We start from the raw sequence: 13,894 nt of genomic DNA, 5'->3' as shown, positions 1-13,894 counted from the left end.
ATACCAACGGTTCCGAAGAAGACACGGAGTTTTGTGGCCTCAGAATCATATGAGGGATATGACGTACAGTGCGAGGTGGCATACCCTTCTCGAAGAAGCCGAGGAACTCGCCTCAACTGCCACCCTCGTCACGCCACTCTCGGACACGCGATTTCACATCACCGATACCCAAGAGCACCGCATCATCATCGAATTCCTGGAGTCGGGCGATTCCCAACCACTCCAGCGTGAGCAGTTCGAAACGCTCTATCGACGGCTCCAAGATACAGCCGGTGGCTTCGACCTTGATCGGCTCCCACCGGACGCCGAGCCGTACGCGGCCGTCCTCACGCTCCATCCTCGCATCGAGATCGATGTAGACGCCGGCGTGCTCCGCGAAACCGACGCTCCGACCACAACACACGGTCTCAACGACGAGCCATCGGAGCAGACAGACAGAGCCGAACCCGACATCGATGTTTATGCGGATGCGCTCCTGCTGATCGACGCCCTAGAACGCCACGATCCCACCGCGATGGCGGATCTCGAGACGGATGGACTCATCGACCTCTATACGCTGCTGTCGGACGTTCAGCGTGGCGCGGATGATCTCCGACAAGACGTCGCGGACGTCTTACTCGACCGGGTACAACACGGCCAGCCGGTACACGCTCAGTACGGCTCGATCCAGCGCACGAGCCGGCGTTCGAAGTCACTGAAAGACGACGAGGAGGTTCTCGCTGTCCTCGAGGACGCGGGCATCGATCGCGAGCGGGTCCTCGGTATTGAGCCGGACAAGGTCAATGACGCTCTCGACGTGACCAATCTTCGGGAGGAGGACGTCTACGACGTTGACGAGCGGGCCTACGTCCGGAAATCCGAGGTTGACGAAGACGTGAAAGAGACGCGCCTGCAAGGGCTCAAAGAGCAGCTGGCAGCGAGTGAGAGTGAGGAAGCTGCGGAACTGCGCGACGAAATTGAAGCTCTCGAAGCGCGGATTGAGGATCTCACCGGCTTCGATTCAGCAAAAGAATTCTATGCCGATTCACAGGCAGATCGGTAACGCGCTGATGTCGTGATCATCCTTTTTTCGACGATGTTGCGGATAAACACCTCTGTCGCTATGTCTTTGTATCTTACCAAACAGATGTATAGGTATTCCACCGGTGTTAGGTAAGAGCCTGAATCAAGTGACATTACCTTCTGACGGAACAAAATCACCAGCACTGATCATCCCAAAGACACACACCACGGTTACAAGTGAAGCACACCACAGCTGCGAGTGAACACAGTCAGAACTGACCACACCACTATTGCAAGTGAACAGGCAAAATCACTCGACAGCAGCGACTTCACTTGCAAGAGTGGTGTGTCTATGCGACGTTGTTCATCGACGCGATTTCTCGGATCGTCTCTATTTCGCTTTCTAACCGCAGAACGTCGGACATCGCTTCAATCGCACTTGTGAACGGAACGTCCAGTTCATAGCTGTAGTAGTTCCCACGAGAACCGCTCCGGTTCTCGTAGGCCGACAGAATCCCGAGCATCCGAAGATCGGACAGATGATTATGCACGGATCGTTGGGCGAGCGAGTCGGTCCCAGAGGAATCACAGAGTGCGGTGTATTCCTCGTAGATCTCCCGCGTTCGGGATGGCGTCTCGTCCTTGGCGGCTTTCGAGATAACGGCTAACAGTGCGAGACGCCCGTGCGTCGTCAGTTCTCGCATTCCTTCCTCCACACGTTCCTGTTCCAGACGAGATCGTGCTGCCTCAACGTGGTCACGCTCGATGAGATCCGCTTCGCGATTTTCCGCAATCTCGCCCGCTAATCGAAGGAGGTCAAGCGCTTGTCGGGCACTTCCACTGTCGCGAGCAGCGAGAGCCGCACAGAAGTTCAACACACCCTGCTCAACGGCACCCTCGGCGATTGCGATTTCGGCACGGGACTCGAGAATGTTCTCCAGCTCAGGCGCATCATATGGTGGGAACTGCAGTTCCCGTTCACAGAGTGTGTCTTGAACGCGAGGATCCAGCTGATCGCGGAATTTGAAGTCGTTACTGATTCCGATTACACCGACTTTCGTCGAGTCGAGGTTGTTGTTCGCCCGAGCTCGTGGAAGTTCGTACAGCAATTCGTCTCGATCACCAATCGAGTCGACCTCGTCCAAGACGATCAGAATCGTCCCACCGATTGCCTCGAGTTCCCCGTACAGTTTCTTGAAGACAGTTTGTTGGGGATAACCAGTAGAACTGATTTCACCGCCAGCAGGACGAAGCTTGTTCACGAGTTCTACGGCGACTTGATAAGAGGAATTCAGTGTCTTGCAACATCCGTCTTCAGTTAAGCAAGAAACCGCGTAACTGCGGTGGTTTATCGGGACATCTTTCGGAAGGAATGAGGAAGTCCAGTCTGTGCACGACAAGGACTCCTCATCTCGAATTATGCGTCGGCTCACTACACTGTTTCCCTCTGAGTTCCTCAAAGAGCACGCCGAGGAACTCGGCGTGGTCGAACGTGACCGAAAGCTTCAGATTCCTGCCTTCGTCTGGACATTCGTGTTCGGCTTCGCCGCAGGCGAAAGCCGAACACTCGCCGGGTTTAGACGCTGTTACAACTCGACTGCCGATGAGACGATCTCACCGAGTGGGTTTCATCAGCGGTTGACTCCGACGCTTGCGGAGTACCTCCGCGACCTCGTCGAGCACGGTCTCGACGAGGTCGCTGTTCCCGACGCTGTTGACGCTAATATCGACCGATTCAGAGATGTAATGATCGCCGATGGAACGGTGTTGCGGTTGCACGAGTTCCTTTCCAACGAGTACGAAGCCCGCCACGAGGAGCAGGCTGGAGCGAAGCTCCACCTGCTCCACAATGCCACCGAGCAGACGATTGAACGGATCGATACTGCTGACGAGAAAGCACACGATAGCACGCTGTTCAAGACAGGGCCGTGGCTCGAGAACCGCCTCATGCTGTTCGATCTCGCCTACTTCAAGTACCGCCGGTTTGCGCTGATCGACGAGAACGACGGCTACTTCGTGAGTAGGCTAAAACAGAACGCGAACCCAATGATTACGTCGGAATTACGGGAATGGCGCGGCCGCGCCATTCCCTTAGAAGGCAAGCAGCTCCGAGCTGTTCTCGATGATCTCGACCGGAGGTACATCGATGTGGAGGTCGAAGTCGAGTTCAAGCGCGGGCCGTACGAGGGGACGCGCTCGCTGGATACGAAGCGGTTCCGCGTCGTCGGCGTCCGCAACGAGGACGCCGACGACTACCATCTGTACGTGACGAATCTGTCGAGAGAGGAGTTCTTTCCGGCAGACCTAGCGCAGATCTACCGGTGTCGGTGGGAAGTTGAGTTGTTGTTCCGTGAGCTGAAGACGCAGTACAACTTGGATGAGTTCAACACGAGCGACGAACACGTGATGAAGATCTTACTATACGCAGCACTGCTGTCGCTGCTTGTAAGCCGCGAGTTATTGGATCTGGTGACTGAGCAGGCGGATGATGAGCTCGTGTTTCCGACAGAGCGCTGGGCGGCGACCTTCCGGTCGCACGCCCAGCTTTTCCTCCACAAACTCGGTGAGTATCTCGGCTACTCACCACCGCCGCTGCTTGAACGACTGACCGAAGACGCTCAAAAGATCCACAAGCAGCGACCGATCTTACAAGAGACGCTCGCTACCGCTACACAACCGAGGTGTGAGTCTTAACTGAAGACGAATGGTGTCTTGCAATTCACCGATATAACCGACAGGTCAACGTCATCGTAGTCAGCGACATCGTCCTGGAGTCTGTCGAGAAGGTAGTCGGTGACGGCGGTCTTCCCGACGCCGGTATTCCCGTAGAGGAAAATGTTGTTCGGTTCCCAACCGTCAACGACGGGTTGGAGGGCGTCCATGTACTCCTCGATCTCCTCATCTCGCTCCTCGATTTGGTCGGGTTGGTAGGATTCTCCAAGGGCGTCTTTGTTGCGGAAGATGTTCTGCTTCCGCTCGAATCGACGCATGTCACCGCTTTCTCACGTCTCCTATATAAAACCACCCCTACATCTGTTTCAAGTGAAGGACACAGACACACCACTGTTACAAGTGAAGCACTTAGACTAGTAGTGACTAGAGCAACAGTCCACAATTTCAACTAAAGCGCTGACATATCTGGGTGGTGGTGTTGTAAGAATTCACGTCCTAGAGGCTCTCTTTGTGCTGGTACCGACGTTTGTATCCCCGCAACTGCTTCTCTGTACTACTTTGTCCCCTGTCTCGAATTCTGGGCTTCACTTGCAAGAGTGGTGTGTCTCTGTCTTCCTACCACATCCCGTGGTAATCTCAATCGCGGCCCGGTCTGGTTTCTATGTCCCGTACCCCTCCTTCGATCATCGTGGTTGGTTCGAGCGGTCACACCCACCACCGTTTCAGCAATTTTCGTCGAATATGCTGATTTGCTATACTCTTCTGAGGATCACCCCACTATTTTATGAATCTAATCTGGTGTCTCTAGTATCATGGAAACGTAAAGATCCGGAACTGGCGGAAGGGTGGATACCAAACCTCCCGAGCTACTGAATTCTCGATAATCAGCCGATTCAGCGACTCTCGATAGTGATTGCTCCGGAAATGCTGGAGGGTTGCTCTCAAATCTTACCAAACATTTATTCTCTAGTAGTCCGTGTTGTTTGGTAAGACAATGACCCCTCGACCACCGGCTCCCGATTCGCTCCCGCAGTATCTCGCTGAGGGCGTCCCGAAGCAAGACGACGCAGACTTACGCACCCTCCGGGACTGGATCGACGATCTCCTCGAGTACCGCCAGGACGTCGCTGCCGAAGATATCGACGCCGGCGAAGGCGAGACGATCGAAGCCGTCGAAGAATCGAGCGGGGGGACTGTGGTGATCAAGAAAGTCAGCTGTGGCAAAGACAACTGCAAGTGCCAATCTGGCGAGCTCCATGGCCCCTACAAGTACATCGTCCGCCGACAAGGGGATAGTCTCGACTGGGAGTACAAAGGAGCGGTCACGGAATGATCGTCTCTCTTCGGCTCGGTCTATACCAATTTGGTGCTCGCCAAAGTAGTTAATGTTCAAGCGGCCATAGCTTGGGGTGAATCGACGGTCGGCCTATGATTATGAACGCCTACTATGCCATCTGATCCCTCGAACTCGGATACGCCACGGACGCTCTCCGGGATAGACAGTACCGTTGAAACTCAGCGCCAGCGTCTCAACACCGTCACCCAGGAGACCCGCTTCGTTTTGATTCAGAATATCCTATCCCATCCGAAGCAGTTACCCTCGCTCAAGGAACTCAGCTACGTGAACCCAAGCAAGAGCCAGAGTACGATCCGCGAGCATCTCGAGATCTTGATCGAGGACGGTATCGTCGAGGAACGGATGCTTCCCGACGACCGTCGACAACGAGATCTTCCCTGGCGCTTCTACGGGCTGACAGAGGAGGGACGAGCGTTGCTATCGGAGGCGGGCCTCTTGCGAGCTGAAGCGGCGTTACAGGATATGTATACGCGGCTGGACACCACGCCCGAGATCGATAAGTATGCACAAGCGCCACGTCCGGGACAAGCAACCGAGTAAGTCGAGGAATGGGTCAGCGGTTTCGAGCCGGAGAGGAAGCCGACAGCTCCGCAACAGACCACGGGCTGCAGCCGCCTTTTCGTAATGTGAAACTGACTGTTATGATCGGCATTGTAGATCACGCGCAGTTGGGCTATAGTCGCCCCACCGGGAACTCAAACGAGGGGGTACGATCTGCCTACGTAAGTCTCAACACGGTCACGCCCAGTCGTGGGTTTCCCAGCCCTCGTAGTGTTTCAGGCGGCTTTTGATCTCAAACGGTTCCCAGTCGCACTCGTGGTAGAGGACATCGGCTAGGTGACCGAACTCGCTGTTGTCGAGTTCGATTCCTCGGTTCCCTTGATTCGTGATGTAGGGCTTGGACCGCAGCTCGTCGAAGACGTCGCTGGCGGTGGGGTAGTCACTCGTCTCGATAGCAGCAATAGAGAGGAGGTTCTCTTCAACGATAGGCGAGCCCCACCGATGCTCGGCTATCATTGCTGCGAGGAGCGCACATTTCACCGACGGCTTACGCATATTCCCCTCTTTCTATGCCTCTTTGATAAGAGTGTGTTAATGCGCATTAACGCCCGGGACAACAGTTATGTGTTATCACCGGTAAACCAACAGTATGAGCGAATCACCTCAGAAACACCCAGCAGCGGAGAAGGACACCAAGGAGGCCCGCCTGGAGAATCCGAGCGGTGTCTTGTATCTCTTTCAGCACGAGAGTGTCCCAATCCTCATCGACGCCATTCTCACGCTCCCCCCGGGCCGAGAGTTCACCAAGACGGAGCTCGCGGATCATGCTGGCGTTACCCGGCAGACAGTGAGCAAGTACATCGACCTTCTGGTAGAAACCGAGATCGTCGAGGAAGTAGCGAACTCGTCACCCCGCCGGTATCAAGTCGCCAAGAGCGATGCCGTTCAGGAGCTTTTCGAGCTGAACAGTGCGCTGAACGCAGCCGGCGAATAACTCAAACTCTCCCAACCGGAGATATGAGTAACGGCTGGTTGGCACAGCCCGGAGTCTACCTGTTCGATACAACCGCAGGTGTGTTTCACCCCACACGAACAGGTAGACTGCAAACCCTAATATCCCACCGCTCGGGATTCACCCCGTCTTCAGGCGGGTGAGGATGTCAATCGAGGAGTCCGGTGAAAAAGAGCGGGGCAACTATCCGATCGTGGCCATTGCTAGGATCGTTTCTCGTCCATGATAGCAGCTGTCTCGGTCGCTGCGATTGGGTCACGCTTTTCGAGGAGTTTCTCGATCTCCTCTGGATCGTACCCCTCCTTGACGATGCAGTAGTAGTGTGAGGGAGTTCCAAAATCGTAGACCATGCTGAGCCGGTCCCCCTTCCAGAGCGCTGCGCGTTCGGCGATATCGGCAATCGTCATCTCGCTTGCCTTCCTGTATGAGGGATCGTCGACTTCAGCGAACTGGAGGTCTGGGATAACGTTGAGTGTTGAGTCAAGGTACTCGTCCTCGAGTCCGTACATACGAAGATGGAAGTCATCGAGTGTGGTGAATCGGCAGACGAGTGTATCGAGTTCTGCCATCGTCGTCTCCGGTCGGACGACGATGTCGTACCACTCCTCGCGGGCACGGCCCTTCTGCTTCCAGCGGAGGCGGTATCCAACTGTCCCGATACGCTCGTCGATGTCACCGTGTTCGTGCTGTTCTACTTTCTTGATTTGTTCGAGTACCGCTGCCCAGCAATACGAACACACTTCGTCCGGCGCATCGCCCTCGAATGTCGTCTTATCGAGATCTTTCCAGTCGGCGTAGTCTCGAAGCGCGATGTACTCACTCGCGGGTGAGCGCGTACTCCGATCACACAACTTCTCCCCCGGCAACTCACGACGAGGTGAGTATCGCGACCTGTTCGCCGGTTCTGCTTCCAGGTCGACGATGTGATCGACAGTCCCCACGCGACTAACTTCGATGACGAACCGATCTTGGATATCTGTCTCAGTCATGGGTCCAGTTGTGCTATCGCCTCTCGAACTCCTCGAGCAACTCCTCCAGCATCGGCCGGAGCTTGTACTTTTGGGAGTGCTCGTCCCGCAAGTTCTCTACGTAGGCACGCCAGTCATCGAGTTCGCCCGCGACCTCGGCTGCCTTCCCGGCAGTCTTCAGCCAGTCCACAGCGTGGCGATATCGCTGAGACTGTCCCTCCTCGATTATCGGCTCGGCCTGCTCCTTGCAGGCGTCGATCGTCCAGTGGGGGTGTTCCTCCCAGACGGCCTCGACGACCGGCTCCACTACCTTGTAATCCGAAAACCGATCCGCGATGGCGATGGCCTCGTCGTATCGCTCCGCGTACAGAAAGATCTCGACGTGCCGTCGCGCAGTCCGCTGTCTCGTGTTCCTGTCTGCAAGCGACTCCAGTAGCTCCTCGCGGACGGTCGGCCACTCCTCGCCAGCGAGTTCCTCTGTGGCCTGATAGGCCGCAAGCGTCGGCGAGGCGTCGAACACGACGATGGCTGCCTCCAGCGCAATCTCGGATTCGCCCATGCTGCTAGCTCTATCACGGAGCCACTCGGCCAACTCCGCTTGCCCGCTGCTGTCCTCGAGGGCCAATCCGTGCTGGGCAATCTCCAGCGCGGCCTCCGGCCGGTCGTGTTCCCGAAGGGCTTTGGCCAGCGTGAGTGCTTCGTCCGGGGAGTACAGGTTGCGTCGGCCGTACTCGATCGCCTGGTCGATCTGTCCCTCCTCGATGAGCATGGTCCCGTAGTCGTCGATCAGGTCCGCAGCCTCCGCCAGGTTCAGGTACTCCTCGATGCGGCCCTGGCGTTCGAGGACGTTGAGTCGGGCCCTGACGAAGTCCTCGGCATACCACGGCGGGTCGCCCTCCCAGAGGTCCGCGTAGCCGATGTCGCCCTGCATCGCCCGCTGGACCGGCTCGAAGTCCCAGCCCCGCTGTGCCGCTTCGAGGGCGACGCTGTACGGTGGCTGGTGCGTATAGCCCCCCATCTCCTGTTCCCACGCCCAGAGGCGATCCTCCCAGTCGGCACGCTCGGCCTCCGAGAGGTCGGCCGTGAGCAATGCCTCGGCCAGCACTCGGTCGACCTCGTCGAAAAACTCGAAGATGGCGTTCGAATCGTCGTACGAGAGAGCGAGCCACTCCTCGTCCATGAGTTCGTCGGCCAACGGTTCGAGGATATCCAGTGCTGTCTCGCCGTCGCCAGCCTCGACGGCTGTCCGTGCCTGGTCGAGCAGGTTTCGCAACGTCTCGACGTCAGTTTCGACGGCCTCATACGGGTCGTACGCGTGGGCGCTACGTCTCTCGGTGGGACGGAGAATGTACTGCACCTGCTGGCGGATCGACTCCCGATTGATGTCGGGCGTGCGGTCGCGAGCGTCATCATCCGCCTCTTCGGACCGAACTGTTTCGAGCCGGGACTCAACCTGCTCTGCCAGCTCCGGGCGACTCTCGACAAGGTCAACGAGAACGTCACGGAGATCCTCGGGGTCCGCGTCGGCGACCAGTTCGGAGACTGGCGGTCGCTGGTCGATCCTGTCGGGATCACGGACGTACGTCAGGAGGACGGCGACACGGTGCTTGCAAATTCCACCGTGATCGTACGGGCAGGAACACGCCGTGTCGACGACCCCGGTTTTGTCGAGCTCGATCCGCACCTGGTAGGGCTCGTACTGGCTGCCTTCAACCGCCGCTCGGATCGTCTCACCGCGCCGGACGAGTTCGACGACGGCACCCTCGTCGTAGTAGTTCTCCCCCCGGTCGTATGACTGGGGACGTGCCAGATCCCGGACTGCTGCCTCCGTGAGTGTCGGGTCGGAACCCGCCATCCTTGTACGTATCTATGGCCTGGGCCAGTAGTAATACTGTAGTGGACGGTTGGGGGACTGTGGGCCTACGAATCTGGAATCCAGACGCCTTTCACCGGCTGGAAGACGACGTAGGCGTCGACGTCCGACGTGTCGGCCGGATGCGCGGTGTGGAGCGTGAGTTGCCCCCTGCTCGTGTGTTCTCGGTTCTGTTCAGTCACCCACTCCTCTGCGTCCGCTTTCGAGCCGAACATAAGTCGACCATCCTCATCGAAATTCGCCTCCGCGAGTGGTGTCTCGCGAAAGACCGAATCTTTGAGTTCCACGATGTAGTCGGCCATGACTGTTCGTTCGCGGTAGCTCTTCTTCAGGATTTCCCGAATTGGGGTCGATTATAGTTCCGCCAGCCGTACGAACCACGTATGGAACTGACGCCCGAACATCTCCAGTCCGAGCACCTCGATCCGCTCCCGCTCTTTCAGTCCGAGGAAGCGACACTCTGGCACATCGACACCACACATCCGGACGTGGTCGCCGACGATCACGTCAGCGCCAGACTCGCCACAGCCACGATCTGGTCACTCGACGAGGATCGGACATACGCCCTGCTCGTGCTCCGGGAGAAGTATACGTGGAGTGACGAAGCGATCACCGAACTACTGCGCTATCTCGCTACCCATCTACACGGATCGGATACGGCCATAACGGAGACGTTCTCCGTCGAGGTGTTCACGGCGACTGCGGTCAGGTCGCCTGCGGGCCGGACCGTCTGGTGGCGTGAAGACTACGTCGACGACGCCGCCGGGTGAGGAACGGAGATCCTCTCGAAGCCCGATCCGAGGAATTACGCCGCCATCCGACCAACAACGTGTATGGATCACACTCGCGAGGTGTTCGCCGACGCGCTCTCCTCGGGCGACACCGAGCGCGTGAATCGGGCGATCGACGAAATCGAGAATACCGAACTCGAGGAACGAGCCGCCCTGTTCGACGAGTGTTTCGAGATGTGTCGCGACCTCTACGAGGCCGACGATGGATACCAGCGACAGTCCGTGATTCGCTTTGCGGCCGGTCTGTATCCGCGCCTGGCCTATCGAACGGTCGGTTCGGACCTCACCGACGAGGCGTTACCGGATGAGTGGACGCTCGACGAGATCGCGACCCACCGCGAACGACTGTGGGACCTCTACGTGGACGCGCTCCGCGACGACGACGGCCGCGTGCGACGCGCTGCCGCCAAGGCGATCAAGGAACTGGCGCTGACCGCCGAGATGCTCGAAGCCGAGGACCAACTCCGGTCCATGATGGACGAACTGGAAGCGCTTGCCGAGGAATGTGAGGACTCGAAGCGAAAACACGTCGAGCAGGCCTACGAGAACGTCGCCTTTCACGCGGAGAAGCCGTTTTCCCTACTTCCAGACGGGCTTCGGGACGCGCTCGAAGGTGACGAGCAAAACAGTGGACGGTAGCTCACTCGAATAGACTCGTCTGGAACGTGTGTCGGGGAAAGAGCGTTAGCCGCGGAGTTTTGTGCTCCTGGCGTCATGTATCCAGATATGCCATTCAGCGTGAGTTGGCACACGCTTCTCGACGAGGCCGAGGAACTCCTCTCGGACGCTACTCTCATCACCGACACCCAGGAACACCGCGTGATCAGCGAGTATCAGGAGTCGGGTAACTCTCGGAGCAACTCCGGCGAAGAGGTCTTTCCGGGTGACCGCGAGGCCGATCAGTCCAGACGGTCGAGCGATCCATAGAGCTCCTCGTTCTGAATGTGGGTGCAGAACTGTGCGCAGAGCCGACAGCAGTCCGCGGCATCGGCGAACGTCCGAACACTGGCGTCCCAGCGCGCGTGGACGGCGCCAAGCATCGCACTTCGAACCGATGGTTCGGTCGCGACCATAACCCGTCGCGCACGCGTTGGTGGCGTTGCATCGGCCGCCGGCCCCTGCATTCCAGCTGTCGACAGAATATCCTCGAGGACGCTCCCGATCTCGATCCCGACACCGAGGTTGTCGCCGACCTGTGGAGCGATGAAGATCGTTGCATTACTCGCTTGCGCAAAGGCGATACTCTGTGTGGCGGCATCCATCTCGTCGAGCGGGATCCCGACGTCGATTGCGAGAAAAGCATTAAACCCGCGGTCGCGGAGGCAGTCCCGCGTTTCCTGCAGGAGCCGCAACACCTCGTCTTCGGCGTACTCGCCGCTGGTCTCGTCCCACGTCGCAAACGATGGGGCATCGGTTTCGACATCGGCGTCCGCCGGCAGCAGCGCGTCGACGTCGAATGTCCGGTATGGGCCCATCAGATAGACGAGAAACTGTTCCCGCCGGACTGGAGCGAGCGCATCTGAATCACCGGCGGCACGGGGGAGATTGTCGATAATCCGTTGCCGCATTCGGCTCGTTGATTCGGAACGGTAGTATATAAATCTCGGTGTTTTCAGTAATATTCTAGTCGAGAACGACTAAGTACGTGGCGTCCCAACGTAGGACTTGAGGCACCCCCTAAATGTCCGAAACCGATCGCCAGCCAACAGAGGAGGTTCGTCAGCCGGACCCGCCGCTTCCCGAAGAGAGCGGACTGACGCTCGAGGAGTACCTCGCGATGCAACAGGCGATCGGCCACCCGACGCGGTTCCGGATCCTCCGCACGCTCGTCGTCAACGACGAACTGAGTGCTGCCGATCTCAAGGCCGCGGTCGATGTCGAATCCCACAATTTCCACTACCATCTCGACGAACTCGTCGACGTCGGGCTCGTCGACAAGCGCCAGCGACGGACCGCTGACAGCCAGGGTTTTTACACGTACTATCGGCCGACGGAAATGGGGCGGGGTATTCTTGAGTACGGTGTCGAGGAGCTGATGCGCCGTGAACGGGAGTTCAACGACGCCTATTCGTAAGCTGCCAGAGGACATTCTCGTCGTCGGTCTCCAGCGACTACTCCAGTCTTTCATAGAGGTTGCGAGGCGGATACCCCGACCCTTGAGGTCGGGGAGGAAGCCGACACTCGATGACACAAACCACGCACGATGGCAGGGCCGACTCCACCACCTCAAGTAAATACTTTCAAATATCTATAGAAGTAATTATGAAGTATGGAGGTCGTCCGTAACATCCAGCTAAAGCTCGACGTTCCCGAGGACGCTCACAGCGTTCTCGATGCAACGTTCGAGCAATTCCGTCAAGCGGCCCAACACGTCGCTGACGCTGGATGGAGCGACGACCCCACAGAAATCGAGGACACCAAAAATACGCTCCACGAACAAACCTACACAGAGGTTCGGGAGCAGACTAGTCTACAAGCCAGTCTCGTCCAATCCGCCCGCAACCTCGCCGCAGACGCACTCGGCAACTGCAAAGACCGCATCCTCGACGATGGCAAGAAAGCAGGCAAGCCCGAGTTCCGAGGGAGCGTTGTCGTGTACAACGGGCGCACCATCACGTACAACGACGACCACGTGACACTCGCCACTGTGGACGACCGCGTGACCGCCGAGTTCGTCACACCTAACGAGGAGGACGGCACGCCGTTTGCGGAGTATTGGACGCCGGAGTGGGAATGCAAGGAAGCCACGCTCCACAAGCGTGACGGTACGTACTACCTCCACGTCGCCGTGGAGAAAGAAGTCGAACCCGCTGATTCTGGCGACGAGCAGACCGAGAACGGAGTGGTTCTCGGCGTTGACCTGAACGTGGACGGATACCTCGTCGTCACCAGCACGGGAGCGTTCCTCGGTAATGCGGACTATCTCAACCACAAACGCGACGAGTATGAACGTCGGCGCGGCACTCTCCAACAGACAGGCACTCGCTCCGCGCATCTCACCATCAAGAGTATCGGCTCACGGTTCGCCCGGTGGAGCGCCGACTACCTCCACCGCGTGTCTAAAGCGATTGTGCAGGAAGCCGTGGAGAACGACTGCACGGCTATTGCGTTCGAGAACCTGACGCACATCCGTGAGCGTATCTCGAACGCCTTGAAGTTCCAGCAGTGGGCGTTCCGTGAACTTCAACGCCACGTCGAATACAAGGCCGAAGAGTACGGCATCGACGTGGACGATGTTGCCCCTGCTTACACGTCTCAGCGGTGCAGTCACGGCGAGTGCGGGTTCACGCACGAAGATAATCGAGATGGTGGCGAGTTCGAGTGCCTGAAATGCGGGAAAGAACTGCACGCGGATTATAACGCCGCTCGGAATATCGGGTGGCGTCTTGTCCAGCACTGGCTCAAGTCTGGTGCTGGACGGGCCACCAGTCAACTGGCCCTCAAGTCAGGGACGCTGAACGCGAACGGCGATTACACGCCTTCCGCCTTGCGCGGATAGAGCGGGAGTCCACTGACAAGCCTCGAGGCTTGACCCCGAGGCGGTTGACCTACCAAGATGGTGCTCCAGATATTAACCAACAAAATGTAGGTCGTGAATTCGTGACGTTGGTTAATGCATTCGAAAAAGTCACCGACGTGCAACAGATTCAGTCAGTTGCAGTGGTAGCGAGGCGAAAGTCCACATGTAGTCGAGTGGATGGTATCAGACTAGTAACC

General features: G+C 57.8%; 15 protein-coding genes and 3 pseudogenes. 11 read left to right on the top strand and 7 right to left on the bottom strand.

Annotated elements, in window-relative coordinates; genetic code table 11:
- Positions 1–58 precede the first annotated feature (58 nt).
- Positions 59–1,042 carry a DUF7983 family protein gene (locus tag ABNG04_RS17610; protein WP_371163614.1) on the top strand — a complete coding sequence of 328 codons (984 nt, stop codon included), beginning with the start codon at positions 59–61 and terminating at the stop codon, positions 1,040–1,042.
- Between the two features lie 310 nt (positions 1,043–1,352).
- Here the strand turns inward: ABNG04_RS17610 and ABNG04_RS17605 are convergent.
- Positions 1,353–2,306, bottom strand: a pseudogene (locus ABNG04_RS17605) (orc1/cdc6 family replication initiation protein); the annotation flags it as partial.
- Between the two features lie 115 nt (positions 2,307–2,421).
- Here ABNG04_RS17605 and ABNG04_RS17600 point away from each other — a divergent pair.
- On the top strand, positions 2,422–3,696 hold the full coding sequence (locus tag ABNG04_RS17600; RefSeq protein ID WP_371163652.1) for an IS4 family transposase: 1,275 nt from the start codon (positions 2,422–2,424) through the stop codon (positions 3,694–3,696).
- Positions 3,697–3,710: 14 nt separating this feature from the next.
- On the opposite strand, the pseudogene ABNG04_RS17595 reads toward ABNG04_RS17600, so the two are convergent.
- Positions 3,711–3,992, bottom strand: a pseudogene (locus ABNG04_RS17595) (AAA family ATPase); the annotation flags it as partial.
- Between the two features lie 677 nt (positions 3,993–4,669).
- Here ABNG04_RS17595 and ABNG04_RS17590 point away from each other — a divergent pair.
- Both ABNG04_RS17590 and ABNG04_RS17585 read left to right on the top strand, forming a co-directional pair.
- Entirely contained in the window at positions 4,670–5,008 is a 339-nt protein-coding gene (locus ABNG04_RS17590) for a DUF6788 family protein (protein ID WP_006183538.1), read from the top strand.
- A 114-nt stretch (positions 5,009–5,122) separates the two neighbouring features.
- Entirely contained in the window at positions 5,123–5,572 is a 450-nt protein-coding gene (locus tag ABNG04_RS17585; RefSeq protein ID WP_049934231.1) for a winged helix-turn-helix domain-containing protein, read from the top strand.
- 198 nt (positions 5,573–5,770) lie between these two features.
- On the opposite strand, the gene ABNG04_RS17580 is transcribed toward ABNG04_RS17585, so the two are convergent.
- Entirely contained in the window at positions 5,771–6,088 is a 318-nt protein-coding gene (locus ABNG04_RS17580; protein WP_015310324.1) for a hypothetical protein, read from the bottom strand.
- Between the two features lie 94 nt (positions 6,089–6,182).
- Between ABNG04_RS17580 and ABNG04_RS17575 the strand changes: the two genes are divergently transcribed.
- A complete protein-coding gene (locus ABNG04_RS17575) occupies positions 6,183–6,527 on the top strand; it encodes a MarR family transcriptional regulator (protein ID WP_006183402.1) in 345 nt (114 codons plus the stop codon).
- Positions 6,518–6,647: pseudogene (locus ABNG04_RS17570) on the top strand (RNA-guided endonuclease TnpB family protein); the annotation flags it as partial. The gene ABNG04_RS17575 and the pseudogene ABNG04_RS17570, both read left to right, overlap by 10 nt.
- A gap of 101 nt (positions 6,648–6,748) precedes the next feature.
- Here ABNG04_RS17570 and ABNG04_RS17565 read toward each other — a convergent pair.
- The 3 genes from ABNG04_RS17565 to ABNG04_RS17555 form a co-directional block, all read right to left on the bottom strand.
- Positions 6,749–7,534, bottom strand: a complete 786-nt coding sequence (locus ABNG04_RS17565) for a hypothetical protein (protein WP_006183401.1) — start codon at positions 7,532–7,534, stop codon at positions 6,749–6,751.
- A gap of 13 nt (positions 7,535–7,547) precedes the next feature.
- Positions 7,548–9,368 (bottom strand): SWIM zinc finger family protein, encoded by a 1,821-nt coding sequence (locus ABNG04_RS17560; protein ID WP_006183400.1) that lies wholly within the window; start codon positions 9,366–9,368, stop codon positions 7,548–7,550.
- Positions 9,369–9,433: 65 nt separating this feature from the next.
- On the bottom strand, positions 9,434–9,688 hold the full coding sequence (locus tag ABNG04_RS17555; RefSeq protein WP_006183399.1) for a DUF8081 domain-containing protein: 255 nt from the start codon (positions 9,686–9,688) through the stop codon (positions 9,434–9,436).
- A gap of 81 nt (positions 9,689–9,769) precedes the next feature.
- On the opposite strand from ABNG04_RS17555, the gene ABNG04_RS17550 reads away from it, so the two are divergent.
- The 3 genes from ABNG04_RS17550 (at position 9,770) to ABNG04_RS17540 (ending at position 11,104) form a co-directional block, all read left to right on the top strand.
- Positions 9,770–10,156, top strand: a complete 387-nt coding sequence (locus ABNG04_RS17550; RefSeq protein ID WP_006183398.1) for a hypothetical protein — start codon at positions 9,770–9,772, stop codon at positions 10,154–10,156.
- Between the two features lie 63 nt (positions 10,157–10,219).
- Positions 10,220–10,816, top strand: coding sequence for a hypothetical protein (locus ABNG04_RS17545; protein WP_371163613.1), 597 nt, complete (start codon positions 10,220–10,222; stop codon positions 10,814–10,816).
- Positions 10,817–10,903: 87 nt separating this feature from the next.
- Entirely contained in the window at positions 10,904–11,104 is a 201-nt protein-coding gene (locus ABNG04_RS17540; RefSeq protein WP_371163612.1) for a hypothetical protein, read from the top strand.
- Here the strand turns inward: ABNG04_RS17540 and ABNG04_RS17535 are convergent.
- Complete coding sequence (locus ABNG04_RS17535) at positions 11,077–11,745, bottom strand: DUF7509 family protein (RefSeq protein ID WP_371163611.1); 669 nt, start codon at positions 11,743–11,745, stop codon at positions 11,077–11,079. The genes ABNG04_RS17540 and ABNG04_RS17535 overlap by 28 nt on opposite strands.
- Before the next feature lie 113 nt (positions 11,746–11,858).
- Here ABNG04_RS17535 and ABNG04_RS17530 point away from each other — a divergent pair, with 113 nt between their 5' ends.
- Together ABNG04_RS17530 and ABNG04_RS17525 are read left to right on the top strand one after the other, a co-directional pair.
- Positions 11,859–12,251, top strand: a complete 393-nt coding sequence (locus ABNG04_RS17530) for a winged helix-turn-helix domain-containing protein (RefSeq protein ID WP_371163610.1) — start codon at positions 11,859–11,861, stop codon at positions 12,249–12,251.
- Between the two features lie 195 nt (positions 12,252–12,446).
- The gene (locus tag ABNG04_RS17525) at positions 12,447–13,676 is read left to right on the top strand and encodes an RNA-guided endonuclease InsQ/TnpB family protein (RefSeq protein ID WP_006183394.1); all 1,230 of its coding nucleotides are present in this window, start codon (positions 12,447–12,449) and stop codon (positions 13,674–13,676) included.
- Positions 13,677–13,894 lie beyond the last annotated feature (218 nt).

Source organism: Halorubrum miltondacostae (genome assembly GCF_041379815.1).
Taxonomy (GTDB): Archaea; Halobacteriota; Halobacteria; order Halobacteriales; family Haloferacaceae; genus Halorubrum; species Halorubrum miltondacostae.
Note: the sequence above shows the minus strand (reverse complement) of the source record. Positions and strands in the feature narration are given on the sequence as shown.

Coding starts and splice junctions, on each gene's coding strand:
- ABNG04_RS17610 (WP_371163614.1), top strand. CDS start 59: ATGACGTACAGTGCGAGGTGGCATACCCTTCTCGAAGAAGCCGAGGAA.
- ABNG04_RS17600 (WP_371163652.1), top strand. CDS start 2,422: ATGCGTCGGCTCACTACACTGTTTCCCTCTGAGTTCCTCAAAGAGCAC.
- ABNG04_RS17590 (WP_006183538.1), top strand. CDS start 4,670: ATGACCCCTCGACCACCGGCTCCCGATTCGCTCCCGCAGTATCTCGCT.
- ABNG04_RS17585 (WP_049934231.1), top strand. CDS start 5,123: ATGCCATCTGATCCCTCGAACTCGGATACGCCACGGACGCTCTCCGGG.
- ABNG04_RS17580 (WP_015310324.1), bottom strand. CDS start 6,088: ATGCGTAAGCCGTCGGTGAAATGTGCGCTCCTCGCAGCAATGATAGCC.
- ABNG04_RS17575 (WP_006183402.1), top strand. CDS start 6,183: ATGAGCGAATCACCTCAGAAACACCCAGCAGCGGAGAAGGACACCAAG.
- ABNG04_RS17565 (WP_006183401.1), bottom strand. CDS start 7,534: ATGACTGAGACAGATATCCAAGATCGGTTCGTCATCGAAGTTAGTCGC.
- ABNG04_RS17560 (WP_006183400.1), bottom strand. CDS start 9,368: ATGGCGGGTTCCGACCCGACACTCACGGAGGCAGCAGTCCGGGATCTG.
- ABNG04_RS17555 (WP_006183399.1), bottom strand. CDS start 9,688: ATGGCCGACTACATCGTGGAACTCAAAGATTCGGTCTTTCGCGAGACA.
- ABNG04_RS17550 (WP_006183398.1), top strand. CDS start 9,770: ATGGAACTGACGCCCGAACATCTCCAGTCCGAGCACCTCGATCCGCTC.
- ABNG04_RS17545 (WP_371163613.1), top strand. CDS start 10,220: ATGGATCACACTCGCGAGGTGTTCGCCGACGCGCTCTCCTCGGGCGAC.
- ABNG04_RS17540 (WP_371163612.1), top strand. CDS start 10,904: ATGCCATTCAGCGTGAGTTGGCACACGCTTCTCGACGAGGCCGAGGAA.
- ABNG04_RS17535 (WP_371163611.1), bottom strand. CDS start 11,745: ATGCGGCAACGGATTATCGACAATCTCCCCCGTGCCGCCGGTGATTCA.
- ABNG04_RS17530 (WP_371163610.1), top strand. CDS start 11,859: ATGTCCGAAACCGATCGCCAGCCAACAGAGGAGGTTCGTCAGCCGGAC.
- ABNG04_RS17525 (WP_006183394.1), top strand. CDS start 12,447: ATGGAGGTCGTCCGTAACATCCAGCTAAAGCTCGACGTTCCCGAGGAC.